Origin of the sequence: Streptomyces sp. NPDC001406, from assembly GCF_042895285.1 — a bacterium.
Lineage (GTDB): Bacteria > Actinomycetota > Actinomycetes > Streptomycetales > Streptomycetaceae > Streptomyces.
On record NZ_JBIAWG010000016.1, the window covers coordinates 182,678 to 207,159 of the forward strand.

19 protein-coding genes are annotated in these 24,482 nt (G+C 71.3%); 5 read left to right on the forward strand and 14 right to left on the reverse strand.

Annotation, left to right across the window (positions count from 1 at the left end):
- Positions 1-74: 74 nt before the first annotated feature.
- The 3 genes from ACFY1J_RS34500 to ACFY1J_RS34510 all read right to left on the reverse strand — a co-directional run bounded on the left by ACFY1J_RS34500 (position 75) and on the right by ACFY1J_RS34510 (position 5,304).
- Complete coding sequence (locus tag ACFY1J_RS34500; RefSeq protein WP_390732582.1) at positions 75-4,193, reverse strand: AAA family ATPase; 4,119 nt, start codon at positions 4,191-4,193, stop codon at positions 75-77.
- Between the two features lie 243 nt (positions 4,194-4,436).
- Positions 4,437-4,640: a hypothetical protein gene (locus tag ACFY1J_RS34505; RefSeq protein ID WP_058922942.1), complete on the reverse strand. Its 204-nt coding sequence runs from the start codon at positions 4,638-4,640 to the stop codon at positions 4,437-4,439.
- A 382-nt stretch (positions 4,641-5,022) separates the two neighbouring features.
- The gene (locus ACFY1J_RS34510; RefSeq protein ID WP_390712555.1) at positions 5,023-5,304 is read right to left on the reverse strand and encodes an acylphosphatase; all 282 of its coding nucleotides are present in this window, start codon (positions 5,302-5,304) and stop codon (positions 5,023-5,025) included.
- 168 nt (positions 5,305-5,472) lie between these two features.
- Here ACFY1J_RS34510 and ACFY1J_RS34515 point away from each other — a divergent pair, with 168 nt between their 5' ends.
- Positions 5,473-6,588: a CAP domain-containing protein gene (locus ACFY1J_RS34515; RefSeq protein ID WP_390712554.1), complete on the forward strand. Its 1,116-nt coding sequence runs from the start codon at positions 5,473-5,475 to the stop codon at positions 6,586-6,588.
- A gap of 121 nt (positions 6,589-6,709) precedes the next feature.
- Here the strand turns inward: ACFY1J_RS34515 and ACFY1J_RS34520 are convergent, their stop codons facing one another.
- Positions 6,710-7,165, reverse strand: coding sequence for a hypothetical protein (locus tag ACFY1J_RS34520; protein WP_390732583.1), 456 nt, complete (start codon positions 7,163-7,165; stop codon positions 6,710-6,712).
- A 221-nt stretch (positions 7,166-7,386) separates the two neighbouring features.
- On the opposite strand from ACFY1J_RS34520, the gene ACFY1J_RS34525 reads away from it, so the two are divergent.
- Positions 7,387-7,836, forward strand: coding sequence for a hypothetical protein (locus tag ACFY1J_RS34525; protein WP_390732584.1), 450 nt, complete (start codon positions 7,387-7,389; stop codon positions 7,834-7,836).
- Between the two features lie 212 nt (positions 7,837-8,048).
- On the opposite strand, the gene ACFY1J_RS34530 is transcribed toward ACFY1J_RS34525, so the two are convergent.
- A complete protein-coding gene (locus ACFY1J_RS34530; protein ID WP_363298756.1) occupies positions 8,049-8,636 on the reverse strand; it encodes a flavodoxin family protein in 588 nt (195 codons plus the stop codon).
- A 108-nt stretch (positions 8,637-8,744) separates the two neighbouring features.
- On the opposite strand from ACFY1J_RS34530, the gene ACFY1J_RS34535 reads away from it, so the two are divergent.
- Positions 8,745-9,140 (forward strand): winged helix-turn-helix transcriptional regulator, encoded by a 396-nt coding sequence (locus tag ACFY1J_RS34535; protein WP_390732585.1) that lies wholly within the window; start codon positions 8,745-8,747, stop codon positions 9,138-9,140.
- Between the two features lie 13 nt (positions 9,141-9,153).
- Here ACFY1J_RS34535 and mutM read toward each other — a convergent pair whose 3' ends face one another.
- From mutM to ACFY1J_RS34575, 8 genes are all read right to left on the reverse strand, one after another.
- On the reverse strand, positions 9,154-10,017 hold the full coding sequence (mutM, locus tag ACFY1J_RS34540) for a bifunctional DNA-formamidopyrimidine glycosylase/DNA-(apurinic or apyrimidinic site) lyase (RefSeq protein WP_390712552.1): 864 nt from the start codon (positions 10,015-10,017) through the stop codon (positions 9,154-9,156).
- 84 nt (positions 10,018-10,101) lie between these two features.
- Positions 10,102-10,962, reverse strand: coding sequence for a ribonuclease III (rnc, locus tag ACFY1J_RS34545; protein WP_390712551.1), 861 nt, complete (start codon positions 10,960-10,962; stop codon positions 10,102-10,104).
- An 8-nt stretch (positions 10,963-10,970) separates the two neighbouring features.
- On the reverse strand, positions 10,971-11,144 hold the full coding sequence (gene rpmF, locus ACFY1J_RS34550; protein WP_003951102.1) for a 50S ribosomal protein L32: 174 nt from the start codon (positions 11,142-11,144) through the stop codon (positions 10,971-10,973).
- Positions 11,145-11,146: 2 nt separating this feature from the next.
- Entirely contained in the window at positions 11,147-11,797 is a 651-nt protein-coding gene (locus ACFY1J_RS34555) for a YceD family protein (protein WP_390712550.1), read from the reverse strand.
- A 163-nt stretch (positions 11,798-11,960) separates the two neighbouring features.
- A complete protein-coding gene (locus ACFY1J_RS34560; RefSeq protein WP_390712549.1) occupies positions 11,961-13,061 on the reverse strand; it encodes an ATP synthase F0 subunit B in 1,101 nt (366 codons plus the stop codon).
- Positions 13,062-13,181: 120 nt separating this feature from the next.
- Positions 13,182-13,661 carry a pantetheine-phosphate adenylyltransferase gene (gene coaD, locus ACFY1J_RS34565; RefSeq protein WP_390712548.1) on the reverse strand — a complete coding sequence of 160 codons (480 nt, stop codon included), beginning with the start codon at positions 13,659-13,661 and terminating at the stop codon, positions 13,182-13,184.
- A 26-nt stretch (positions 13,662-13,687) separates the two neighbouring features.
- Entirely contained in the window at positions 13,688-14,275 is a 588-nt protein-coding gene (gene rsmD / locus ACFY1J_RS34570; RefSeq protein WP_390712547.1) for a 16S rRNA (guanine(966)-N(2))-methyltransferase RsmD, read from the reverse strand.
- 160 nt (positions 14,276-14,435) lie between these two features.
- The gene (locus ACFY1J_RS34575; protein WP_390712546.1) at positions 14,436-17,657 is read right to left on the reverse strand and encodes a helicase-related protein; all 3,222 of its coding nucleotides are present in this window, start codon (positions 17,655-17,657) and stop codon (positions 14,436-14,438) included.
- A 165-nt stretch (positions 17,658-17,822) separates the two neighbouring features.
- On the opposite strand from ACFY1J_RS34575, the gene ACFY1J_RS34580 reads away from it, so the two are divergent.
- Positions 17,823-19,652, forward strand: coding sequence for an HSP90 family protein (locus ACFY1J_RS34580; protein WP_390712545.1), 1,830 nt, complete (start codon positions 17,823-17,825; stop codon positions 19,650-19,652).
- Positions 19,649-22,570 carry a tetratricopeptide repeat protein gene (locus ACFY1J_RS34585; protein ID WP_390712544.1) on the forward strand — a complete coding sequence of 974 codons (2,922 nt, stop codon included), beginning with the start codon at positions 19,649-19,651 and terminating at the stop codon, positions 22,568-22,570. The genes ACFY1J_RS34580 and ACFY1J_RS34585 overlap by 4 nt, the downstream gene beginning before the upstream one ends.
- On the opposite strand, the gene ACFY1J_RS34590 is transcribed toward ACFY1J_RS34585, so the two are convergent.
- A complete protein-coding gene (locus ACFY1J_RS34590) occupies positions 22,554-24,263 on the reverse strand; it encodes a DAK2 domain-containing protein (RefSeq protein WP_390712543.1) in 1,710 nt (569 codons plus the stop codon). The genes ACFY1J_RS34585 and ACFY1J_RS34590 overlap by 17 nt on opposite strands.
- Positions 24,264-24,482 lie beyond the last annotated feature (219 nt).

Sequence of the window (24,482 nt, forward strand, 5' to 3'; positions counted from 1 at the left end):
CCCGTGGTGAGAGTGGCTTCAAGAAGTGAAGAAATCAAGAAGTGCAGGTCGCGATAGGTGTAGATCGCACCGGTCTAGCGCAGGCGCTGCGAGATGACCTTCGACACACCGTCACCCTGCATGGAGACGCCGTAGAGCGCGTCGGCGACCTCCATGGTCCGCTTCTGGTGCGTGATCACGATCAGCTGCGAGGACTCCTGCAACTCCTGCATGATGCGGATCAGCCGCTGCAGGTTGGTGTCGTCGAGCGCGGCCTCGACCTCATCCATGACATAGAACGGGCTGGGCCGGGCCTTGAAGATCGACACCAGCATCGCGACGGCCGTGAGCGACCTCTCGCCGCCGGAGAGCAGGGAGAGCCGCTTGACCTTCTTGCCCGGCGGCCGGGCCTCGACGTCGACGCCGGTGGTGAGCATGTTGTCGGGGTCGGTCAGCACCAGCCGCCCCTCACCGCCCGGGAACAGCCGGCTGAACACGCCCTCGAACTCCCGGGCCGTGTCCCGGTAGGCCTCGGTGAAGACCTGCTCGACGCGCTCGTCGACCTCCTTCACGACCTGAAGCAGGTCGGCGCGGGTCTTCTTCAGGTCCTCCAGCTGCTCGCTGAGGAACTTGTGCCGCTCCTCCAGGGCCGCGAACTCCTCCAGAGCGAGCGGGTTCACCTTGCCGAGCTGCTGGTACGCCCGCTCGGCCGCCTTCAGCCGCTTCTCCTGCTCGGCCCGTACGAAGGGTCTCGGCCGGTTGCGCGGGTGCTCCGGGTCCTCGGGGAGCACCTCTCCCTCGGCGGGCGGGGACGGCGGTACGAGCTGATGCGGGCCGTACTCGGAGACGAGCCCGGTCGGCTCCACGCCCAGCTCCTCCAGCGCCTTGGTCTCCAGTTGCTCTATCCGCAGCCGCTTCTCGGCGCCGAGCACCTCGCCGCGGTGCACCGAGTCCGTCAGCTTGTCGAGCTCGGCCTTGAGATCGCGTCCGGTGCCGCGGGCGGCGGTCAGTTCCTGCTCCCGGCGCGCCTTGGCGGCCTCGGCCGCGGCCCGCTCCCGCTCGGCCCGGCCGAGCGACACCTCGACGTGCGCGAGCAGTTGCCGCGCACCCGAGGCGACCGCCTCCGCGACAGCGGCCTCGTGGCGCAACCGCGCCCGCCGCTGCTCGGCACGCGCGCGTGCCTCGCGTTCGGCGCGGGCGCCCCGGTCGAGCGCGTCGGCCCGCCCGGCGAGCCCCTTGACCCGCTCCTCGTGCGTACGCACCTGGAGCCGGGCCTCCATCTCGGTCTGCCGGGCGTTGGCACCGTCGGCGGCGAGCCGGTCGCGCGCCGAGGTGTCCGGCTCCTCCTCGATCGGCATCTCCTCGGCGACGGCGAGCCGTTCGGCGAGCTCCTCGGCATCCTGTACGGCCTTGTCGAGCGCCTCCTGCGCGCGTGCCGCCGCCGCGGTGGACCGTTCGGCCTCACCCGCGGCACCGCGCGCCTGCCCGGCGAGCCGTCCCAGCTGCTGGGCGACGGCCGACTTCTCCCGGTCGGCCGCCCGCCGCCGCTCCCCCAGCTCCTCGACCAGCGCGGCACACTCCCCGCGCCGCTCGGCGGCCCGGCCCTGCGCCTCGGACAACTCCTCGCAGCGCACGGCCAGCTCGGCCAGCTCGGCCGCGGCCTCGTCCACGGACGCCTGCACCTCGATCAGACTGGGAGCCCCCGCGGACCCGCCGTGCGCGAAGTGCGCCCCCAGCAGGTCGCCTTCGGCGGTGACGGCGGTGAGGTCCGGGTGGGCGTATACGAGATCCTCGGCGTCCTCAAGGGTGCCGACGACGACGATCCCGCGCAGCAGGCGGCGTACGGCAGGCATCAGGTCGGCGGGACCACGAACGAGGTCGGCGGCGAAGGGGTGGCCCTCGGAACGGAGGCCATCCGCCGGCCGCTCGCCGGACCCGACGGCATGAACGTCGGCTGGGGCACCGATTCCGCCCGCAGCACCCGTACCGAAACGGCCGTCCTCGGCACCCACGGCTGCCGAGGAAGCCGGCCCACCTGCCGCACCGCTCATGACGCCCGGATCGAACCCGCTCACACGCGGCTCGCCGGAGCCGGGGGCTGCCGGGGCCCCGACGGCACGCACGGCGTCCGGCGAACCCGCTCCACTCGCCGCACCCGTACCGAAACGACCGGCCCCGTCGCCCGCAACTGCCCAGGAAGGCGGCCCGCCCGCCGCGCCGCTCATGGCGCCCGGATCGAACCCGCTCACGCGCGGCTCGGCGGAGACGGGGGCTGGCGGGGCCCCGACGGCACGCACGCCGTCCGGCGAACCCGCCCCACTCGCCGCACCCGTAACCAAACGACCGGCCCCGACACCCGCGTCCCCGGTGCCGGCAGCCGACCGCGGCTTGTCCGGACCGTGGGTACCCGCCCCGGACCCGTCCACGCGAAACCCGTCGGGGGCCTCCGCGGGAGCGGTCCCGTCCGCCCCATCGGTCGGCGCCGGGACCTCCGGTGCCCCCGCCAGCAGGAGGGACGCTCGGCCGGCGTCCTGTTTGCGCAGGAGTCTGATTGCCTCGGCCGCCGATGCCGGGGTCGTCACCGCGATCGCGTCCGCCGCCGCGCCGAAGGCGGCGGCCAGGGCGACCTCGTGGCCCGGGGTCACCGTCAGCAGCTCGGCCGCCGGGCCGAGCAGGCCGCTGAGCCGGTCCTTGGCGCCGAGCAGCACGCCGGTGCCGTCCTTGCGCCGCAGGCCCAGGGCCAGCGCCTCGTGCCGGGCCTGGGTCGCGGCGCGCCGACGCTCCGCCGCGGTGGCGGCCTCGCGGGCGGCGGTGAGGGCGGACTCGGCCTCCGCGAGCTGCCGCTTGGCCGCGTCGTGCCGCTCGCCGAGTTCGGCGTCGCCCGCGTCGAGGCCGTCGACCTCGGCCTTCAGGGCCTCGTACTCCTCCTGCGCGGCGACGGCCCGCTCCTGGGCCTCGTCCCGCGCCGCGGCCAGCCGGTCGATCTCGGACTGGGCGGCCGCGGCACGCGAACGGGCCGCGTTGACCTGCCCGTTCAGCCGAGCCAGGCCCTCACGGCGGTCGGCGATGGCACGGGCGACGTCCTTGAGGCGCCGTTCCTCCAGGGCCAGTTCGCGTTCCAGTTCGGCGCGGTGGGCGACGGTGTCGTCGAGCGCGCGCTGGGCCGCTTCCAGGGCGGCCTCCAGCTCGGCCTCCTGCTCACGGATGCGGGCGGCCTCGCGCTCCATGTCCTCGGGGTCACGGCCGCGCCGTTCCTCGGCGGGCACGGACGTGGCGCTCTTCACCCGGGCGTCGGCCAGCGAGATCGTGCCGCGGACGCGCTCGGCGAGCTGGGAGAGCTCGTACCAGGTCTGCTGGGCGCGCTGCAGGCGCGGCGTGAGCTGCCGTACCTCGTCCTCCAGGAGCGCCTCGCGCTGGAGAGCCCTCTTCAGCTCCTGCTCGGCGGTCTCCTTGCGCTCCTTGAGCGCGGCCTCGTCGGCGATCTCGCTCTTCAGGGCTTCCCGGAGCCGTACGAGATCGTCGGCGAGCAGGCGCAGACGGGCGTCGCGCAGGTCGGCCTGGATGACGGCGGCCCGCCGGGCGACCGCGGCCTGTCGTCCCAGCGGCTTGAGCTGCCGGCGCAGCTCGTCCGTGAGGTCCTGCACGCGCGCGAGGTTGGCCTGCATCGCGTCCAGCTTCCGCAGCGCCTTCTCCTTGCGCTTGCGGTGCTTGAGGACGCCGGCCGCCTCCTCGATGAAGGCACGGCGGCCCATGGGGTCGGCGTGCAGGACGGAGTCGAGCTGGCCCTGGCCGACGATGACGTGCATCTCGCGGCCGATGCCGGAGTCGGAGAGGAGTTCCTGGATGTCGAGGAGACGGCAGGTGTCACCGTTGATCTGGTACTCGCTGCCGCCGTTGCGGAACATGATCCGCGTGATGGTGACCTCGGCGTACTCGATCGGGAGCGCCCCGTCGGAGTTGTCGATGGTCAGCGACACCTCGGCACGGCCCAGCGGGGGACGCCCGGTGGTGCCGGCGAAGATGACGTCCTCCATCTTGCCGCCGCGCAGCGACTTGGCGCCCTGTTCGCCCATGACCCAGCTCAGCGCGTCCACGACATTGGACTTGCCCGAGCCGTTCGGCCCCACGACACACGTGATCCCCGGCTCGAACCGGAGCGTGGTCGCCGAGGCGAACGACTTGAACCCGCGGAGGGTCAGGGCCTTGAGGTGCACGCCGCTGGACTCTACCTTCCGCCGCTATCTCACTCCATGAACCTTGGCAACCCCGCGGTTTCGCCCATGAACATGCAGGGCACATCAGACGTTAAAGAGAGTGAAAGGATGCGCGGGGTAGGTAAAGACAGAGACGGGGGCAAGAAAGAAGGGACGCCGAAGCGTCCCTTGCAACTCTGACAACTTAGCGGTTGATACGGGCAGCCCAACCACTGCGTGTGCTGTCGTGGAGCGATGCAGCGATCAGGTGAGCGCAGGCTCCGCCTGGTGTGCGTCGATGCTCTCCATGATCCTGTCGTGAGAAGCGGCAGCCGTCAGCGCGTCGTTCTCCGCCTGGATTCGTACGAGCTCCGATTCCAGGTCCTGTACGCGCTGCTGGAGCCGTCGCATCTCGGCGAGGAGTCGAGGGTCGGAGCCGCCGACGTAACCGAGAAGCGCCTTTGCCATGATGGATGGTCCTCCACACTGAGTGACCGACCGAAGCGGTGTGGGTCGTGAGGGATTCGCACCCGCGGTGCTTGACACACTCGAGTGTTGCTCTGCCGTTGCTACATGCCAAACAGCTAAGGTGCGCGGGGCTTTCAGCGTCTCACCAAAAAGTTTGACGGTCAACACGATCACGCCCCGTATTGGCGGGCAACCCGGGCGTGCGCGGCCGGGAAGCGGCGGCGCTGCGAGTCCTGCGGGGCCCTCGGGGCGTAGCGGTGATCCGTATCTGCGGAGCCTGCCACGACGAGCGGTTCTTGGCAACCACCAGGTGGTTTCTGCTGTGGGCACCTGCCAGTGGCATGCCCCTCCGCGTCGACCTGCGGGGCTTTGCGGAACGGGGTCAGCGGACGGCGAAGCCGTCGTAGCCGCCGCGGGGTGTGTCCCAGATCTCGGTGACACCCTCCACACGCCCGGGCGTGTCGTTGCCCTGGAGCCAGTCGAGGAGGCCCTCGCATCCCTCGCGCGAGCCCTCGGCGACCACCTGGACCCGTCCATCGCCCAAATTGAGAGCAAAACCACTCAGGCCGCCGATCTCCAGCGCCTTGGCCCGCGTGAACCAGCGGAAACCCACACCTTGGACGCGTCCACGCACCCAGGCGACCAGTCGCACATCCTCACTCATGGCTGCAACCTAACCAACCAATGTCACTCGCAGCACTTCTTCCTCAGGCGCCATGCGGTACCGTCCCGACCCAATGAATCTCATATGAAACTCGCTCGATCGAGTGAGTTGGGTTGACCCACAAGATCGTATGGGTGCGGTTGACCGCGAGACGAGGAAGGCAAGGACATGGGACGCCACCGACGCTCCGCCGCCGGCCGCGCCGCCACGAGCCGCGCCACGGGGGTCACACAGACGCACGGCTCGTACTCGGGGAGCCACGACCCGCAGGACTCGTACGCGGGCGATCACGCCACCATGGGCATCGCTCCGTATCTGAACCCGGAGGCGTACGCCGACGCCAACGCGAGAAGCTCGGCGTATCTGTACGCGACGGAAGACGGATACGCGCCGGTCACGCAGACGGCCGTCTTCCCCGCGGACGGGTTCAGCCCGGCGGGTGCCCCTCGGGAACGCGGGCACCGACGCAAGAAGAAGGCCGCCACACCCGTGCGCACGGGTCTGCTCGGGGTCTCCGCCGCCGTCGCCCTCGGCACGGTCGCGGTGGCCACGGGCGCGGTGCCCGGCCTCGACAACTACCGGCTCGGCGGCACCACCAGCACCTCCGGCAGTGACAAGGTGCAGGCCGCGGGCTCGCCCAGCAACACGGCCGCCGAGCAGGGCGGTACCTCCGGCAGCGCCGACAACGGCCGTGGCGGCGGTTCCGCCGGCTCCTCGACGAGCCACGGCACGGGCCGCTCGACCTCGCCGGCGCCGTCCGCCTCGGCGTCCTCCGCGCCCACGCCGACGAAGCCTCCGGCCGCGGAGCCGACGGCCACCACGCCGTCGAAGAAGCCGAAGGGCAAGCCGCAGAACAAGGCGCCGAAGGCCCCGCCGAAGAAGTCGTCGCCGGCCACGATCTCCGCCCCGGCCGCCGCGGAGGCACAGGTGCTGAAGCTCGTCAACGAGGAGCGGGCGAAGGTGGGCTGCAGCCCGGTGGCCGCGAACAGCTCGCTCTCCAAGCTGGCCGAGGCCTTCAGCGACGACATGGCCCTGCGGGGCTTCTTCGACCACACCGACCCGGACGGGGCGACCCCGTGGGACCGCGCCGCCCAGGCCGGCATCATCGGCCTCGGCGGCGAGAACATAGCCCGCGGCCAGAGCGACGCGGCCGCGGTCATGGAGGCCTGGATGAACAGCCCGGGGCACCGCGCCAACATACTGAACTGCGACTTCAAGACCCTGGGCGTCGGTGTGCACCTCGGCGCCGGCGGTCCCTGGTGGACGCAGGACTTCGGGTACTGAGATAACCGCAGGTCAGCGACCTAGGAACCTTCCTGAGCCGTCTCGGGGCCGTCATCCGCAGGCTCGTCGTCCTCGAAGACGCGGTCAACGGCGGCCCGGGTCCGGGTCTCGCTCGACGGCATCAGGTGCGTGTACGTGCGCAGCGTGAAGCCGGGGTCGTGGTGCCCAGGTACTCGCTCAGGGCCTTGATGCTCTCCCCCGCGTCCAGGAGGGCTGAGGCATAGAAGTGCCTCAGCGCGTGCATGCCGTTGTCCCGCCCTGTCTCGACACCCACGGTCCGAAGGGCAGGACGCCAGACGCGATCATTGAAGCGGTTCCGGTCCGGCGCCAGGCCCGCGGACCCAGTGAAGATCAGTGATGCCGTGACCGGTGGCCCGTCGAGGGTCTTCCACGGCAGCGTGATCCCTGTCGCCGGGTGGCGCTTCAGGTGACCAGCCAGCGCGAAGGCGACGGACTCAGGCAGCGGTACGTCACGTTCCTTGCCACCCTTCGGCGGAGCGAACACCGGCCGGTGGCGCTGAAGCAACTGGGTCTGCTGCACGATCGGGTGACTGACCTGCCCACTGAGCAGGCCCAACAGGCGTCCGTCAAGTCCCGAATTAGGGTGGCATGACGTGCCCGGGTCGGGCAGGGCTTACTGGACTCACAAGGCCACAGACCTCCCGGCGGCGCGACCCGTCGGGCATGTGTCCCGCTGGTGGACCACCGCCATACAGGCTGGGCCGGTCGAGTGTGCCCCTCACCATTCTCTCGAAGGAGAATTCCGTGTCTTGTGCTATCCGTCCTCAGCGTCTGGCGTTGCTCGCCGCCACGATCGGCCTGGGAGCGGCAAGCGTGCTGCTGCCCACCAGCGCCTTCGCCGCTCCTGCCACGGGGCGCACCGCAGAGCATCTGGCTACGCCTGCCACCAAGCCTCTCTCGGAGAAGAGCCTCGTGACGACGCCCGCGGATACCCCTCCACAGTCGTATTGCCTCTACCAAAAGGAGCTCAACCAGCCCTGGACGCTGGGTCACTGCAGGGGTTATGAAGCGGGAGAAGCGGCTGGCAAGAAGGCCGGCGGCATGTGTTGGCCGGTATCGTGGCCGAAATTTCCGCCATATGGCGAGGGTATCTACGGAGAAGGCTTCAAGGTCGGCTACAGGCTCGCCTACAGGTACTACTACAACGAGGCTTGGACGCAAGCCGGTTGCCAGCACACCCTTTTCAAGCCGTTCAGGGATATGTCAGCAATCCGTCATAGCTCGTAGTAGCGCGGCGGCCCCGCGGCTATCTTTGGGGCCGTCTCGGGGCCGTCTCGGGGCCGTCGGAGGGTGCTCAACGACGACCAACGCTGACAACCGTCGACAGCCAAGTCGCAGGTCGCAGCGTTGATCGATTACACGGCCGCAGGTCAGAGACCCAGCCCTTCACTTCTTCGGGTACTAGACCCGGCGCACCCGGTGACGGTGACGGCGGTCGCTCAGGCGGCCGTCGCGCGTCCCTGAAGGAACACCTTCGCCGTCTCGGCGACCCGGCGCCCCAGGTGCTCGGCCGTCGCCACGTCCGCCTTGTGCACGGCCTCCGGGCCCTCGTCCACGTTGGTCTGCGCGGCCGCGCCGGCGAAGACGCCGAGGCGGTTGAGGTCGTGCTCGGAGCCCGCGCTGTTGTTCCAGCCCGGGTGCAGGCCGAGGTTGACCCAGTTCATGCCGTGCTGGGCGGCGAGGATCTGGAAGAACTGCAGGGTGTGCAGCTTGTCGCCGCTCTTGGAGCCGGAGTTGGTGAAGCCGGCGCCGAGCTTGTCCTTCCAGTCCTGTCCGAACCAGCGCTTCGAGGACGCCTCCGCGAACACGTGGAAGGCGCCGGACGCCGTGCCCATGTAGGTGGGCGAACCGAAGACGATCGCGTCGGAGGCGTCGAGAGCCGCCCACTGCTCGTCGGTGATCTCGTCGACCTTGATCAGGTGCACCTCGGCTCCGGCCTCGGCCGCTCCGGCGCGGACTGCTTCGGCGAGGACGGCGGTGTGGCCGTAGCCGGAGTGGTAGGCGATGGAGACAACGGGGGTGGTCATGATGAGTACTCCTCGAATGGGCAGCTCAACTGCAATGACCAAAGGAAAGCACTAACCAGAAGTTAGCGCAACCTGTCGGCTGGCGCTGCGTTCGAGTACGCTTGGGACATGAACAGCACCGAGGAGCGCACGGAGGAGCAGGACCTCGCCTACAACGTGTTCGCCAAGGCCTGCCCGTCGCGGGGCACGCTGGAGCACGTCACGGGCCGCTGGGGCGGGCTCACGCTCGGCGCGCTGCACGAGGGCTCGATGCGCTTCAACGAGCTGCGCCGCCGTATCGACGGCGTGAGCGAGAAGATGCTGTCCCAGACCCTGCACGCGCTGGAGCGCGACGGCCTGGTGCGCCGCGAGGCACAGCCGACGAACCCACCGCGCGTGGACTACGAACTGACCCCCCTGGGCCATCAGATCGCCGAACGGCTGCTGAGCCTCATCCACTTCGTGGAGGGCTCCATGGACAACGTGCTCCGGGCCCGCCAGGAGTACGACTCCCGGCAGCCGTAGGCAGCCTCGTGTGTCAGGCGGTCCGCACGCGCGGGGGCCGCTGGCACTTCGGGCAGAAGTAGCTGGAGCGGTTCATCCAGGGGCGGCGGCGCATCGGTGTGCCGCACCTCTTGCACGGCAGGCCCTCGCGCCCGTACGCGTCCAGTGAGCGGTCGAAGTAGCCCGACTCGCCGTTGACGTTGACGTACAGGCTGTCGAAGCTGGTGCCGCCGACGGACAGGGCCGCGTTCATCACGTCCCGCACATGGCCGAGGAGTTCGGCGGTGCGCGGGCGGGTGAAGCTCGCGGTCGGGCGCTCGTAGTGGACACGGGCCCGCCACAGGGCCTCGTCCGCGTAGATGTTGCCGACTCCGCTGATCAACGACTGGTCCAGCAGGGCCCGCTTGATGGTGGTCCGCTTGCGGCGCAGGGCTTGGTGGAAGGCCTCGTCGTCGAACAGCGGGTCGAGGGGGTCACGGGCGATGTGCGCGATGACCGAGGGCAGTCCCTCGGGGGTGTTGTCGTGCAACGACAGCCCGCCGAAGGTGCGTTGGTCGACGAAGCGCAGCTCCGTGTCCACCTCGTCCGCGAAGCGGATGCGGATGCGCAGATGCTTCTCGTCCGCCGCCTCGTGCGGCTGGACCAGCAGCTGCCCGCTCATGCCGAGGTGGGCGAGGACGGACTGGTCCGTGTCCTCCAGGGGCAGCCACAGGTACTTGCCACGCCGGCTGGGGACGCCGATGCGATGGCCCTTGAGACGGTGCGCGAAGTCGTCGGCACCGGCCACATGACGGCGTACGGCGCGCGGGTGGAGCACCTCGGCGTCGGCGACGGTGCGATGGGCGACCCACCGCTCCAGGCCACGCCGTACGACCTCGACCTCGGGCAACTCGGGCATGGTGACCCCCGTAACGGACCGTGTATGAGCCGAGCGCCCGCCCCCGGGGCGGGAGCGGGCGCTCGGGTTGCGCTGCTGCGTTCGTCAGGCGGAGGCGGAGGGCGGGACGGCGTCGCCGCCGGCGGCCTCCGTGGCCGAGTCGAGGGCCTGCTTGGCCTCCTCGGCCGCCTTGGCCCGCTCGTCCGCCGCGGCCCGGATGGACCGCCAGGCGGACTCGGCGGCCTGCTGCTCCGCCTCCTTCTTGCTGCGGCCGGTGCCGGTGCCGTACGAGACGCCTCCGACGCGGGCGGCAGCAGTGAAGGTCTTCTCGTGGTCGGGGCCGGTCTCCGTGACCAGGTACTCGGGCACGCCGAGCCCCTCGGTCGCGGTGAGCTCCTGGAGGCTGGTCTTCCAGTCCAGTCCGGCTCCGAGGTTGGAGGACTTCTCGATCAGCGGGTCGAAGAGCCGGTGCACCAGCTCCGACGCCGAGTCGAGGCCCTGGTCGAGATAGACCGCGCCGATCACCGCTTCCAGGGTGTCGGCCAGGATGGACGCCTTGTCCCGGCCGCCCGTGCCCTCTTCACCACGGCCGAGCCGGATGAAGGAGCCCAGGTCGAGACCTCGGCCCACCTCCGCGAGCGCACGCGAGTTCACCACCGCGGCCCGGAGCTTGGCCAGCTGGCCCTCGGGCAGGTCGGGGTGGGTGCGGTACAGCGTGTCCGTGACGACGAGGCCGAGCACGGAGTCCCCGAGGAACTCCAGCCGCTCGTTCGTCGGCAGACCGCCGTTCTCGTACGCGTACGAGCGGTGGGTCAGTGCACGCACCAGAAGGGCGGACTCGACCTTGTAGCCGAGCCGCCCTTCCAGAAGCGTGTGGGACGAGGCCGTGCTGTCCGTCTTCTTCTTGGCGGATGGGTCCGCCTTGGCGTCATCCGCCTTCTTGGGACTGGACACTGTGCCTCTCACCTGGCCACTCAGACTTCGAGGACCTGGCGCTTGTTGTAGGTGCCGCAAGACGGGCACGCGATGTGCTGCTGCTTGGGCTCGTGGCAGCGCTCGCACGCAACCAGGGTGGGGACCGCAGCCTTCCACTGCGACCGGCGGTGGCGCGTGTTGCTGCGCGACATCTTCCGCTTCGGAACAGCCACGGCTACTTCTCCTGCTTCTCGTCGACGCCCGCTTCCGCGTCAGCGCCGCTCATCTCGTCCTTCTCGCCGTCCTTCATGGAACCGGCGAGTCCCTGCAAAGCCGCCCAACGGATGTCGACGGCGTCGTGATGGTGGTCCGGGTCGTCCGCAAGGCGTGCCCCGCACTCGGCGCACAGTCCTGGGCAGTCTTCCTGGCACACCGGCTGCATCGGCAGTGCGAGCACCACCGCATCGCGCAGCACCGGTTCGAGGTCGAACAGTCCGTCCTCGAGGAAGAGCCTGTCCTCGTCGTCCTCGGCGTCGTCGCCCGGCTCCGCGATCACGCGGCCCCGGTCGTCGGCGTCAGGGTACGAGAACATCTCCTGGAAGTCCGCTTCGAGATCGAACCCGAGCGGCTCCAGACACCTTACGCACTCCCCCTCGGCCTGTGCACGGGCGGTGCCTGTGACGAGCACACCTTCCATGACCGACTCGAGTCGGAGTTCGAGCTCCACCGGGGCGCCTTCCGGCACCCCGACGACTCCCTTGATACCGAAGTCCTTGGGAGCGTCGATCGTGCGGGTCAGCCGCTGCAGCGCACCAGGACGCCTGCCCAGCTCGTGCGAGTCGAACACGAGAGGGTTGCGGTGGTCGAGGCGGGCGTTAGAGGCCATTCCTGCTTTCGATCTTTGAGCTCAGAGGGACACTGCCCTTCGGTGTTCCCGGGCAGCGCTGATCGCGGACGTACACGCGACCGAAGAGCCAGGATACTGGACCTTTCGCTCTCGGCCCAATCCGGTGGGTGCTCCCGGCCCGCGCGGGCGTTCGGGGCGCCCCTTACAGGCCGCGTTCCCGCTCGTAGGCCCGCAGTTGCTCGGGGGTGATCATGCTGGTGTCGAAGAGGCTGGTCTCGTCGAGCGAGTAGCCCTGGTGCCCCTGCTGCGCCTGGTTCGGGACCTGCCCCTGGTGCGGGACCTGCTGCTGGTCGTAGGCCGCCTGCCCTCCGTCGTAGCCCTGGAAGGGCGCGCCTTCCGCCTGGGTGTAGCCGGAGGCGGGGGCGTACGGATCGGCCTGCTGGTAGCCGTACGCGTCCTGCTGGGTGTAGTCCTGCTGCTGGTAGCCGCCGTAGACGTCCTGCTGCTGATAGCCGTAGGCCGGCTGCTGGTCGTACTGCTGCGCCACGGGCTGCGGCGGCGGCTGCTCGGCCGGGGCGTCCTGCTCGGCGAGGGCCGCGAGGTCGGCCAGGTAGTCGGAGTCGCTGGAGTGCTGGAAGGTCGTGTTGTCGTCGGCGAGGGCGCCGAGGTCGTCGGAGGCGATACGGCCGTGCAGCTTCTGGCGGCCGCGGCCGACGGCCTCCAGGGTCTTGGCGAGGACCGCCTCGAAGGCGCCCAGCTTGGCGTCCACATAGGCGTCCGCGTCGCGGCGCAGGGTCTCCGGGTCGTGGCTGCGCTCGGGGGCGTCCTCGTCCTCGTAGCCCTGCTCGTCGAGGCCCGGGCCGGTGCCGAGGAGCTTCTCGCGGCCGCGGCCGACCGAGCCGAGGGTCTTGGTGAGGACGACCTCGAAGTTGGCGAGCTTGGAGTCGACGTAGTCGTCGGCCTCCACGCGCACGTCCTCGGCCTCCTTGCGGGCCTCGGCCAGGATGCGGTCGCCCTCGGCCTGGGAGCGGCGGGCGACCTCGGTGTCGGAGATCAGCGAGCCGCGCTCGGCGTGCGCCTGCCCGATGATCCGCTCGGCCTCCTGCCGGGCCTGCTCGACCATCTGCTCGCGGCCGCCGATCAGCTCCTCGGCCTGCGCGAGGGAGCCGGGCAGGGCCTCGCGCACTTCTTCGAGCATCGCGAGCAGGTCGGCGCGGTTGATCACGCACGACGCCGACATGGGCATGGCCCGGGCGCCGGAGACCATGGCCACGATCTCGTCGAGCTTCTTCTGCACGTCCACCTGTGCTCGCCACTCTCTACCGCTGTGTTGGAGACGGACGGGACGACTGTACGGCCATGGGGCGGCCGTCCGACACCGGGTGATGGATTGTCAGGATCCGGCGGGTTTCGCTGTGCGCCCTCAGTCCTGCTTCAGGCGCTCGGTGAGGGCCTCGAGCACCACCGGCGGGACCAGGTGGGAGACGTCGCCGCCCCAGGTCGCGACCTCCTTGACCAGGGAGGACGACAGGAAGCTGTAGGTGGGGTTGGTGGGCACGAAGAGGGTCTCGACGCCCGAGAGGCCGTTGTTCATCTGGGCCATCTGCAGCTCGTAGTCGAAGTCGCTGACGGCGCGCAGGCCCTTGACGATGGCGGGGATGTCGCGCTGCTTGCAGAAGTCCACGAGGAGGCCGTGGAAGGCCTCGACGCGGACGTTCCCGTACTCGGCGGTGACCTGGCGGATCAGGTCGATCCGCTCGTCGATCTCGAACAGGCCCTTCTTGGCCTTGTTGATCATGACCGCCACATAGACCTCGTCGTACAGGCGCGAGGCACGGGAAATGATGTCGAGGTGTCCGTTGGTGATGGGGTCGAACGACCCGGGACAGACGGCGCGGCGCACTTGTGATCCCTCGCTCTCCGGTCCGGTCATCGTGCGTCTTCGCACGTAGAGGCGGCGCGACCGTACCAAAACGTTCCCTCGCCGTAGCGACGGGCCCGGAGCGCTTCGAAACCGTCCGGCCAGCGGAATTCGCCGCCTCTGGTGCTGCGCTCCACGGTGACGAGGGCTTCCTCCGCGAGCCACCCCTGCGAGCGGAGTGTGAGCAGAATCTCCCGAAGATCCTCGTCCGAGACGGCGTAGGGAGGATCGAGGAAGACGATGTCGTACGGCTCGGCCGGCGCCGGTGTCCTGATGATCTGTTCCGCTTTGCCCGCCCTGACCTCGGCGCCCGGGAGGCCGAGGCTGCGTACGTTCTCCCGGACCGTGCGGGCCGCGCGGGCGTCGGCCTCGACGAGCAGGGTGTGGCTCGCGCCGCGGGAGAGGGCCTCCAGGCCCACGGCGCCGGAGCCGGCGTAGAGGTCCAGAATCCGCTCGCCGTCCAGGGGGCCGCCGAGCAGGGACTGCCAGGTGGAGAAGAGACCCTCGCGCGCGCGGTCGGAAGTGGGGCGGGTGCCGGTCCCTGGCGGGACGGCCAGGCGGCGTCCGCCGGCTGCGCCGGCGATCACGCGGGTCATTTCGGGGTCCTTGTTCGGGGACGGCTGTGCGTTCAGTTTGGCAGGCGTAGGGGGTGGGTGCGTGATGACCGTCGGCCTGTGCGGCTGCCGCCGCGCGGTCGCGCCCGCGCGGCGGCAGCCGCACAGTCCATACAGCCCCGCGCCCCTGGGTGGGACCGGCTCAGCCCTTTTCCAGGTACTGCTCCCTCTCGTCGTCCAACAGGGCGTCAAGGGCCGTGCGAAGGCCCGGCAGCCCGTCCAGCTCGGGGTCGGCCGCCACCACCGCCGCGGCCTCCTCCCTCGCCTCCACGATGATCTCCTCGTCGTCGATGACCGCCAGGACCCGCAGGGAGGTGCGGGCGCCCGACTGGGCCTGGCCCAGGACGTCGCCCTCGCGGCGCTGTTCCAGGTCGATGCGGGAGAGCTCGAAGCCGTCGAGGGTGGCGGCGACCGCGCCCAGCCGCTGGCGGGCCGCGCTGGCCTCGGGCATCTCGGTGACCAGCAGGCACAGACCGGCGGCGGAACCACGGCCGACGCGGCCGCGCAGCTGGTGGAGCTGGGACACGCCGAACCGGTCGGCGTCCATGATCACCATCACGGTGGCGTTCGGGACGTTGACGCCGACCTCGATCACGGTCGTGGCGACCAGGACGTCGGTCTCCCCGGCCGCGAAGCGGCGCATGACGGCGTCCTTGTCGTCCGGGTGCATACGGCCGTGCAGCACCTCCACCTTCAGGCCGGTGAGCGGGCCCTTGGCCAGTTGGTCGGCCACGTCGAGGACGGCGAGCGGCGGGCGCTTCTCGGCCTCGTCCTCGGGGGACTTCTTCTTGGGGTCCACGTCCTCGTCCCCGATCCGGGGGCAGACGACGTACGCCTGATGCCCGCTCGCCACCTCCTCGCGGACCCGCTCCCAGGCGCGGGCCAGGAAGTGCGGCTTGTCGGCGGCCGGGACGACATGGCTGGCGATGGGCGAGCGACCGGCCGGAAGCTGGTCCAGGACCGAGGTCTCCAGGTCGCCGAAGACGGTCATCGCGACCGTGCGCGGAATGGGCGTGGCGGTCATGACGAGCAGGTGCGGCGGCTGCTTTCCCTTGCCGCGCAGGGCGTCGCGCTGCTCGACCCCGAACCGGTGCTGCTCGTCGACCACGACGAGCCCCAGGTCGTGGAACTGCACCTTGTCCTCGATCAGCGCATGCGTGCCGATCACGATCCCGGCCTCCCCGGTGACGAGATCGAGCAGCGCCTGCCGACGTGCGGCCGCTCCCATGGATCCGGTGAGCAGCACCACCTTGGTGGCCTGCTCGGCCCCGCCCAGCATCCCGCCCTCGGCGAGCTCCCCCATCATCTCGACGACCGACCGGTGATGCTGCTGGGCGAGCACTTCGGTGGGCGCGAGCATGGCGGCCTGACCGCCCGCGTCGACGACGGCGAGCATGGCGCGCAGGGCCACCATCGTGTTGTGGGTCACCGTGAAGTTGTCGGTGACGTAGGCACGGCTCGGATGAGCGACACTGATGCACTGGACGGGCTTCCGCCCGACGTACTCGACCGCCCGAATCCCCCGTCGGAACGTGTTGTATTTCGGTCGGGGACCCACCTTTTCGGCCTTGCGCGTCAGCCTGAACGGGGTGTACGCGCCGGGCAGGGAAACGGAGACGTTGAACGCCGCCCGCTTCGGCAGGATCCGCGCCCGGCCCCCCAGCGAGCGAACCAGCCAGGCGACGTCTTCCGCGAGCCTCCGCGAGGCAGAGCAGAACGAGGCGCTGAGGCCGCCCGTGCGGACCGTGCCGTCGGTGTCCATCAGCCCCTGGAGCACAGCGAGACGGTTCTTGATCGTTGTGTTCTTGAAGGCGTCGGGAACGAATTTCCCGTGCGACGTCACGCCCCAAAGGCCCAAATGACGCAATGCCTGGATCACCGGATTGCGCATACCGCCCGTACGGTGGGCCGGCTGGATGGTGTGGTCGCAGCGGGATCCCTTCACCGGCACCAATTGGCATTCGGGTGCCAGGGCCGCCGCCGCTGCATCACGGATCTCGGCATCGATCGTGGACAGGCGCAGGTTGTGACGGAATGAGCCGTCTCCCAGGAGAAGGCCGAACAGGTACGGATCGAGAGGCAGCCCGGAGTCGTCTCCAAAATCGACTGGAGTAGCTGCCGGAACGTACCACTTCGATGATCCGTTGGCCTTGTAGGTGTCCGCGCGGATCTCCCGAGTCGCCATGACTTTGGGAGCCTGTCCCCGATGCCACCCGCAACTCGTGCCGACGATCCAAAGATGCTCGTCGTCGCACTCGACGGAACTTCCATCGGAAAGGACCAAACGCCAGACTTCGCGCTCTCCTTGTGGAAAGACACCGTCGATCAACGCGATCTCTCCGTCCGGCACGACGATCTCGTCTCCCACCTTCAAGTCTCCCATGCGACGGAAGCCAGCAGGAGTGAGCACGAGCGAGTCGAGAGGCTGAGCCTTGCCCGAACCCACCTCCCCCTGCAGCAGCCGGTGCATCGGATGCTCGGTGGCCAGGTCGTCGAAGATCTCCTTGGAGACCTTCTGCTGGCCTTCGGTGAGGGTGAACGGGAGGCGGTCGTCGAAGGCCGTGAGGAGGCCGTCGCTCTTCGGCCTGCGCGGGACCGCCGGGAGTTGCGCGTCGGCGTACCGGCGGCGGGCCAGGGCGATCTGGAGGACGAAGGCCTCGTCCCACTTGAGGCGGGCGCGGGCGTCGGCGATGTCCGCCTTGGTGTGCGGGCGGTGGATCTTGAGGAGGGCCTCGGGGAGGGAGACCAGGCCGCGGCCCTCGCGCAGGGAGTCGGGCAGCGGGTCGAGGGCCTCCTGGGCGCTGGGCAGCACCGTCTGGATCGCCTTGCCGATCTTCCAGGACTCCAGCTTGGCGGTGGCGGGGTAGATGGGGATGAGGGCTCCGGCCCAGGTCTCCACCGCTTCCTCGGTGTCGCCCCGCAGAAGTTCATAGGCCGGGTGCGCCAGTTGGAGCCGCCGGTTGAACACGGAGACCTTGCCCGCGAACATCGCGCGTGTGCCCGGCAGCAGCTCCTTGTGGGGCTTGTGAACGCCGTTGCCGAAGAAGACCAGTTGGAGGCGGCCGCTGCCGTCCGTGATGGTGACTTCCAGGCGCTGGCCCTTGCCGCGGGGGGCCTTGGCGGAGGCGAAGGAGTGCAGGCGGGCGTCGGCGACCTGGGCGACCACCGTGACGTGCTCGTCCATGGGGAGGTCGGCGAGGTGGGTGAGCTGGCCGCGCTCCTCGTATCTGCGCGGGTAGTGGTGCAGGAGGTCGCCGACGGAGTGCAGGCCGAGATGCTCGGCCATCACCTTCGCGGTGGCGGGGCCGAGCACTGACTTCAGTGGTTGTTTCAGCGGTTCTTTCAGTGCGGGCACGAGATCCATTGCACACCACGTCACTGACATTGACGTATACGTCCCGGGAAACCCCTGGTCAGACGGGCTGTTCGGGCTTTAGGATGGCCCGCTCCGGCCATCCCCCGCGGTCACCGCCCCACCAGGGACCGCCCGACCCCGCGCCGAAGCACCTCCCCCACCGGCGCTGCGACGATGGACTTCCAGACCTCACAGTCATCCCAGGCATCACAGTCACCTCATACGTTCCAGGTCGACCTGCGTGGTTTGGTGGACCTGCTCTCCCATCACCTGTACTCCAGCCCCAAGGTCTATCTGCGCGAGCTGCTGCAGAACGCCGTGGACGCCATCACCGCCCGGCGGGGCGACGAGCCCGAAGCCCCGGCCCGGGTGCGGCTGTACGCGGACGGCGGAGCGCTCCGGGTGGAGGACTCCGGCGTCGGGCTCACCGAGTCCGATGTGCACAGCCTGCTGGCGACCATCGGCCGCAGCTCCAAGCGCGCGGACGGGCTGCAGGAGGCCCGCTCCGACTTCCTGGGCCAGTTCGGCATCGGGCTGCTCGCCTGTTTCGTGGTCGCCGAGCGGATCCGGGTCGTCAGCCGCAGCGCCCGTACGCCGGATGCCCCGCCCGTGGAGTGGACGGCGCGCGACGACGGCTCGTACACCCTGCGGACCCTGCCGGACGAGGCACGTCCCGAACCGGGCACCACCGTGCACCTGGTGGCGCGGGCCGGGGCCGCGGAGTGGCTCTCGCCGGAGCGTGTCCGCACCCTGGCGCGGGACTTCGGGTCGCTGCTGCCGTACGACGTGCGGGTGGGCGACGAGCCGGTCACCGACCTTCCGGCGCCCTGGGACCGCGCGTACCCCTCCCCCGCCGGCCGCCGGGTGGCCCTGGCCCGGCACTGCCACGAGCTGTTCGGCTTCACCCCGCTGGACTCGATCGAGCTGAACGTGCCGCTGGCCGGGATCCGCGGGGTGGCCTACGTGCTGCCGTCGGCGGTCAGCCCCGCCCAGCGGGCCACGCACCGCGTGCACCTGAAGGGCATGTTGCTGACCGAGCGGGCCGAACAGCTGCTGCCGGACTGGGCGTTCTTCGTGCGCTGTGTCCTGGACACGGACAGTCTGCGGCCCACGGCCTCGCGCGAGTCGCTGTACGAGGACGAGACCCTCGCGGCCGTACGGGAGGCGCTCGGCGAAAGGATTCGCTCCTGGCTGACGGGGCTCGCGGCGGGCGATCCGGAACGGCTGTCCGCGTTCCTGTCGGTGCACCACCTGGGCGTGAAGTCGCTGGCGCGGCACGACAGCGAGATGCTGCGCACGATGCTGCCGTGGCTGCCGTTCGAGACGACCGACGGGCGGCTGTCCCTGGAGGAGTTCGCGCAGCGGCACCCGGTGGTGCACTTCACACGGACGGTCGAGGAGTACCGGCAGGTCGCGCCGATCGCCTCCGCGCAGGGCGTCGGGGTGGTCAACGGCGGTTACACCTACGACAGCGAGCTGGTCGAGGCGCTGCCGTCGGTGCGCCCCCGGACGGTGGTCGCCGAGCTGGACGCGGACACCGTGACCGCCCATCTGGACGCGGTCGATCCGGCCGAGGAACTGGCGCTGTCCGGCTTCCTGGCGGCCGCGCGGGCGAAGCTCGACCCGCTGGGCTGTGACGTCGTACTGCGCGCCTTCCATCCGCTGTCCGTGCCCGCGCTGCACCTGGACGACCGGGCGGCCAGGCACGAGCAGGCGCGGGCCGAGGCCGAGGAACAGGCCGACGATCTGTGGGCGGGCATCCTCGGCTCGCTGCGCGGCAGCGCCCCGCGCGCGCGTCTGGTGCTCAACCATCTCAACCCGCTGATCCGGCGCATCAGTTCCCTGACGGAACCGGAGCTGATCGGCACCGCGACGGAGTCGCTGTACGGGCAGGCGCTGCTGATGGCGCAGCGTCCCCTGCGGCCCGCCGACTCCGCGCTCCTGAACCGGGCGTTCATCGGCCTCCTGGAGTGGGCCACACACGGGGAGGACGGTCACCGATGACCGAAGAAACCGGGATCACGGACTTCGACGCGCTGCGCCGGGCGATGGCGGACAACGGCGAGCAGCCGGAGGGCCCGGCCCGCAACGCGCGCGCGGAGCAACTGCTCGTCGAGGCCGAGCGGCTGAACATCCCGCTCGCCGTGATCGAGGCGCTCGGGCACCAGCTGAAGGTCTACAACTACAGCTCCGAGAAGGACAAGATGTTCGTCCCGTTCGCGCGGCTGCTGCGCCTGTGGGACGAGCGGCCCGAGGACTTCGACGAGTACGAGACGCACTCGCTGCACTGGGTCTTCAAGTGGATGTCGGCCGGGATGCTGGACCAGCCGCACATCCCGCTCGCCTCGATCGAGAAGTGGCTCGGCGAGATGGAGCACCGCTACCGGCTGGCCGGGCACTCGGAACGGGCGGTGCGCAGCGCCGAGTTCAGCGTGGCGGCGCACATCGGCGACCTGGACCGCGCGGGGCGGGCGTACGACGCCTGGCTGGCCGCCGACCGGGACCGGATGGCGGACTGCCATGCGTGCGAGCTGCACGGGCAGGGCACCTGGCTGGTGGAACTGGGCCGGGACGCCGACGCGCTTGAGCTGTGGCGGCCGGTCCTGGAGGGCGAGTACACCTGCGCCCACGAGCCGCACACCGTCCTCGCGTCCTCACTGGCGCCGCTGCTGCGGCTGGGGCGCGTGGACGAGGCCCGCGCCCACCATCTGCGCGGTTTCCGGCTGGTGCGGCCCATGGAGAGCATGCGCGGCGCGTACGCGGACCACGTGGAGTTCTGCGCGCTGACCGGCAACGAGGCGCGGGGGCTCGAACTGCTCGCGGAGCGGCCCGCGTACTTCACGGACACGGGGCAGCCGCGCAGCCGGCTGGACTTCATGGCCGTGGTGACCCTGCTGATGGACCGGATGACCGGACTCGGGCACGGCGATCAGCGGGTGCCAGGGCCGGCCGGGCGGGCGTGGACCGCCCGGGAGCTCGCCGCCCACGCGCGCGGGGAGGCCCTGGAACTGGCCGCGCGGTTCGACCGGCGCAACGGTTCGCCGTCCGTCGGCGAGCGGGTACGCGCGCGCATGGAGCAGCGGCCGCTGGTGGAGCGGCTGCCGCTCGGGGTGCGGACGGCCGCCGTGCACTCCCCCGTGGCAGCCCCGCCCGCCCCCGTCACGGTCGCGGACCCGGCGGGCGAGCCGGATCTGCCCGCGCTGCTCGCCGAGGCCCGGCGGCTGTCGGACACCCTCCGTCCCCACGCGATCGAGGCGTGGGCGGCGGTCGCGCGGGCCGCCGAGGGCGTCGAGCTGGACGCGCGGGACCGCGCGGAGATCGCCGACCACGAGGCGATGGACCGCGGCCCCGACGGCGTCGGCCTCTTCGAGCGGGCCGCCGAGCTGTACGCGGAGGCGGGCGACCCCGGGGAGGCACTGGCGGCACGCACGCGTGCGGCGTACGTACGCGCCCTGTCGGGTGAGGTCGACGAAGCGCTGACGGCGGTCGCGGAGCCGTACGACGAGGTCCTCGCGCTCTACGCCGACGAGGCCACCGGCGTACGGCAGACGGCGTCCGTGCTGATGGGGCGGGCGCGCATCCTGATGCGGCGGGTGCACGAGGACGCCCCGGGTGCCGTCGCCGCGGCCGAGCAGGCCGTACGGGAGCTGCTGGCGCTGGTGAACGGGCACATCGGCGACGATGTGCGGCTGGCCTCCCGGGCCGCCGAGGGGCGGGCGATGCTCGCGGAGCTGGCGGAGCACGCCGGGGACGCCGAGCGCGCGGCGGAGCTGTTCCGGCGGGCCGCGCGGGGGTTCGTGGAGGCCGGGCTGCCGTGGTTCTGCGTGGAGTACGAGGTGCGGGTGGCCGCTCTCGCGCACCAGGGCGGCGACATGGCGGAGGCGGAACGGGCGCTGCGGGCGTCCCTGGAGCACGGCGGGCCGTACCTGGAGGCGACCGGACGGGCCCAGCTGCATCTCCAGCTCGCCGAGGTGGTGGGCGGCCGGGGTGCGGTGCCGGAGGCCGCGGAGCACGCCCTGCAGGCCGCGCACTGGGCCGACGAGGCGGGCGAGAGCGCCACGCTGGGCGCCTGGGCGCGGCACCAGCTGGGCGGATTCCTGCTGCGGCAGGGGCGGTTCGCCGAGGCCGCCGAGGTGCTGGAGTCGGCACTGCCCGACCTGGACGCGGACACGCACGGCGACGGCGCGATCGTGCAGACCCAGTGGTGGCTCGGCGACTGCCTGAGCGAGCTGGGCGAGCACCGCGCCGCCGCCGAACACCGGCTGCAGGCGGCCGAGATCGCCCGGCACTGGCCCGAGCAGCAGGACCACGCGACGCTCGCCCACCTCGCCGCCGAGTCCCTCGGGCAGGCCGGGCTGCAGGAGGAGGCGGACCGGGCCTACGCGCGCGCGGGCGACCTGTGGCGCTCGCTCGGCAATGTGCATGGTCTCGTCCGCTCGCTGCGCGCCCGCGCATGGCTGGCGCTGCGCACCGAGGACGGGCCGGCCGGGGCGCGGGAGCTGATGGCGGGCGCGGTCGAGGAGTGCGCGACGGCGCGGGCGGCGGCCGGCGACGAGGAGACGCGCGGGCGGCTGCTCGCGGAACTCGGGCACACCCACCGTCAGTTCGGCGACCTGCTGGCCCGCTCGGTGTCCGAGGAGGCCGAGGAGGAGGTGATCCGGGCCGCGTTCGAGGAGGCGCTGGCCCAGATGGAGCGGGCGGTGGCGGTGTTCGGCTCGCTCGGCGACGACGCCCTGCACAGCCGTACGGGGGCGGAGCTGGCCGCGGGCTGGCTGGAGGCCGACCTGGGCCGCCCGGCCGACGCGGCCGCACGCGCGCGTGCGGTGCTGGCGGCTTACGAAGAGGCCGACGACGCGGACGAGACCCTTCAGGCACGCCGGGCCGAGGCGGGCCAGATGCTGGAGCTCACTCCACGCCGATGAGCAGCAGGGCTCCCTGCCGCCCGCCCCGGTACACCACCGTGTCGACGGCGAGGTAGGACTCGCGGACGCGCGCCTCCAGGCGGTCGGCGATCTCCTCCGGCGCGTCGTCGCCGAGGACGAGGGTGACCAGTTCCCCGCCGGCCTGGAGCATGCGGTCCAGGACGGTCTCGGCGGCGGCGGTGACGTCCGAGCCGATGACCGCGACGTCGCCGTCGATGAGGCCGAGGACGTCGCCGGCCTGGCAGATGCCGGCCATGGTCCAGGACTGGCGCTCGGCGACGGCGACCTCGGCGTAGCGGGTGGCGCCCGCGGCCGAGGTCATCTGGACGACGTCCTCGTCGAAGCGGCGCTGCGGCTCGTGGACCGCGAGCGCGGCGATGCCCTGGACCGCCGAGCGGGTCGGGATGAGGGCGACGCGGATGCCTTCCGCGCGGGCCTGTTCGGCCGCCGCGGCCGCCGTGTGCCGCAGCTCCGCGTCGTTGGGCAGCAGCACCACCTCGCGCGCGTGGGCACGTCGTACGGCCTCGACGAGCTCCCCGCTGGCGGGCGGCTCTCCGGGGCGGGCGAGCACGGTGGTGGCGCCGGCCTCGGTGTACAGCCCGGCCAGGCCCTCACCGGGCACGACGGCCACGACGGCGCGCTGGACCCGCTCGCGGGGCGGCCGCGCGCCGCCGGTGTGCACATCGCCGAGCCCGAAGTGGGTGATCCGGATCCGGTACGGCCGCCCGGCCTCGACGCCTGCCTCCACGGCGGCGCCCGCGTCGTCGACGTGCACATGGACGTTCCACAGCCCGTCCCCGCCGACCACCACGAGGGAGTCCCCGAGGGCGTCGAGCCGCTCCCGCAGCCGCGCCACGGCGTCGTCGCCGGCCTCCAGCAGATAGATCACCTCGAAGGCGGGCCCGCCGTCCTGCGCCCCGTCGCCGCACCCGGCCGCCTCCGCGGAGGCGGCCACCCCGCGCGCGTGCGCCTCCGCGACGGCCTCCAGGTGCCCCAGGTAGGCGGGCGCCGCCCCCTGCGCGCCCGTCGGCGCCTCCCCCGTGAACGTCTCCACCAGGGCGGCCAGAACCGCCACCAGCCCCCGGCCGCCCGCGTCGACCACTCCGGCCCGCTCCAGGACGGCCAGCTGCCCCGGAGTCGCCGCGAGAGCCGTACGCGCCCCCTCGTAGGCCGCGCGGGCGACCGTCCCGCAGTCCCCCTCGGCGCCCTCGGCGGCGTCGGCGGCGGCCGCGGCGACGGTCAGGACGGTGCCCTCGACGGGGTGGGCCACGGCCTGGCGGGCGGAGTCGGCCGCGTGCCGCAGGGCGAGCCGCAGCCCTTCGCCGTCCGTGTGAGCGGCCGCACCGTCGGCGGTGAGCACCTGGGTCATGCCGCGCAGCAGCTGGGCGAGGATCGTCCCGGAGTTGCCGCGCGCCCCGATGAGGGCCCCGTGCGCCATGGCGTGCACGGCATCGGCCAGCGACGGTCCCGTGCCGTTCGCCGGAGCCGCCTCGTACCCGGCGAAGACCGCCTCGACCGCGGCCACGGCCGACTCCAGGGTCAGATACAGGTTCGTGCCGGTGTCCCCGTCCGCCACCGGATACACGTTGATCGCGTCGATCTCCTCGCGCGCCTGCCCCAGCGCCCGGAGCGCGAGACCGCACCAGGTGCGTACCGCGAGAGCATCGAAGAATGTCTGCGGCACCTGCGCCACCTGCGCCTCCCTGAGCTGCTGGACGTCGGACGCAGCGTAGACCCCGGGTCGCCGTCCACCGGAAGAGGGCCGGGAGCGGGCCCCTGAGCTGCCATGGTAGTTTCGTTGTACGGGCGCAGTCGTTGTATGCTGCTCCGGTTGCCCGATCCGATCGGGCCATTCCCCTGGCAACGCCACTCAAGATCTCAGGTTCTAAGATCTAGATCCCGGCATGCCGGG

Excerpts from the sequence above, each read along its gene's own strand:
- ACFY1J_RS34585 (WP_390712544.1), top strand. The coding sequence starts at position 19,649 with ATGACCGAAGAAACCGGGATCACGGACTTCGACGCGCTGCGCCGGGCG.
- mutM (WP_390712552.1), bottom strand. The coding sequence starts at position 10,017 with ATGCCCGAGTTGCCCGAGGTCGAGGTCGTACGGCGTGGCCTGGAGCGG.
- ACFY1J_RS34505 (WP_058922942.1), bottom strand. The coding sequence starts at position 4,640 with ATGGCAAAGGCGCTTCTCGGTTACGTCGGCGGCTCCGACCCTCGACTC.
- ACFY1J_RS34575 (WP_390712546.1), bottom strand. The coding sequence starts at position 17,657 with ATGGATCTCGTGCCCGCACTGAAAGAACCGCTGAAACAACCACTGAAG.
- ACFY1J_RS34515 (WP_390712554.1), top strand. The coding sequence starts at position 5,473 with ATGGGACGCCACCGACGCTCCGCCGCCGGCCGCGCCGCCACGAGCCGC.
- ACFY1J_RS34555 (WP_390712550.1), bottom strand. The coding sequence starts at position 11,797 with ATGGCCTCTAACGCCCGCCTCGACCACCGCAACCCTCTCGTGTTCGAC.
- ACFY1J_RS34510 (WP_390712555.1), bottom strand. The coding sequence starts at position 5,304 with ATGAGTGAGGATGTGCGACTGGTCGCCTGGGTGCGTGGACGCGTCCAA.
- ACFY1J_RS34535 (WP_390732585.1), top strand. The coding sequence starts at position 8,745 with ATGAACAGCACCGAGGAGCGCACGGAGGAGCAGGACCTCGCCTACAAC.
- ACFY1J_RS34530 (WP_363298756.1), bottom strand. The coding sequence starts at position 8,636 with ATGACCACCCCCGTTGTCTCCATCGCCTACCACTCCGGCTACGGCCAC.
- ACFY1J_RS34580 (WP_390712545.1), top strand. The coding sequence starts at position 17,823 with ATGGACTTCCAGACCTCACAGTCATCCCAGGCATCACAGTCACCTCAT.
- rsmD (WP_390712547.1), bottom strand. The coding sequence starts at position 14,275 with ATGACCCGCGTGATCGCCGGCGCAGCCGGCGGACGCCGCCTGGCCGTC.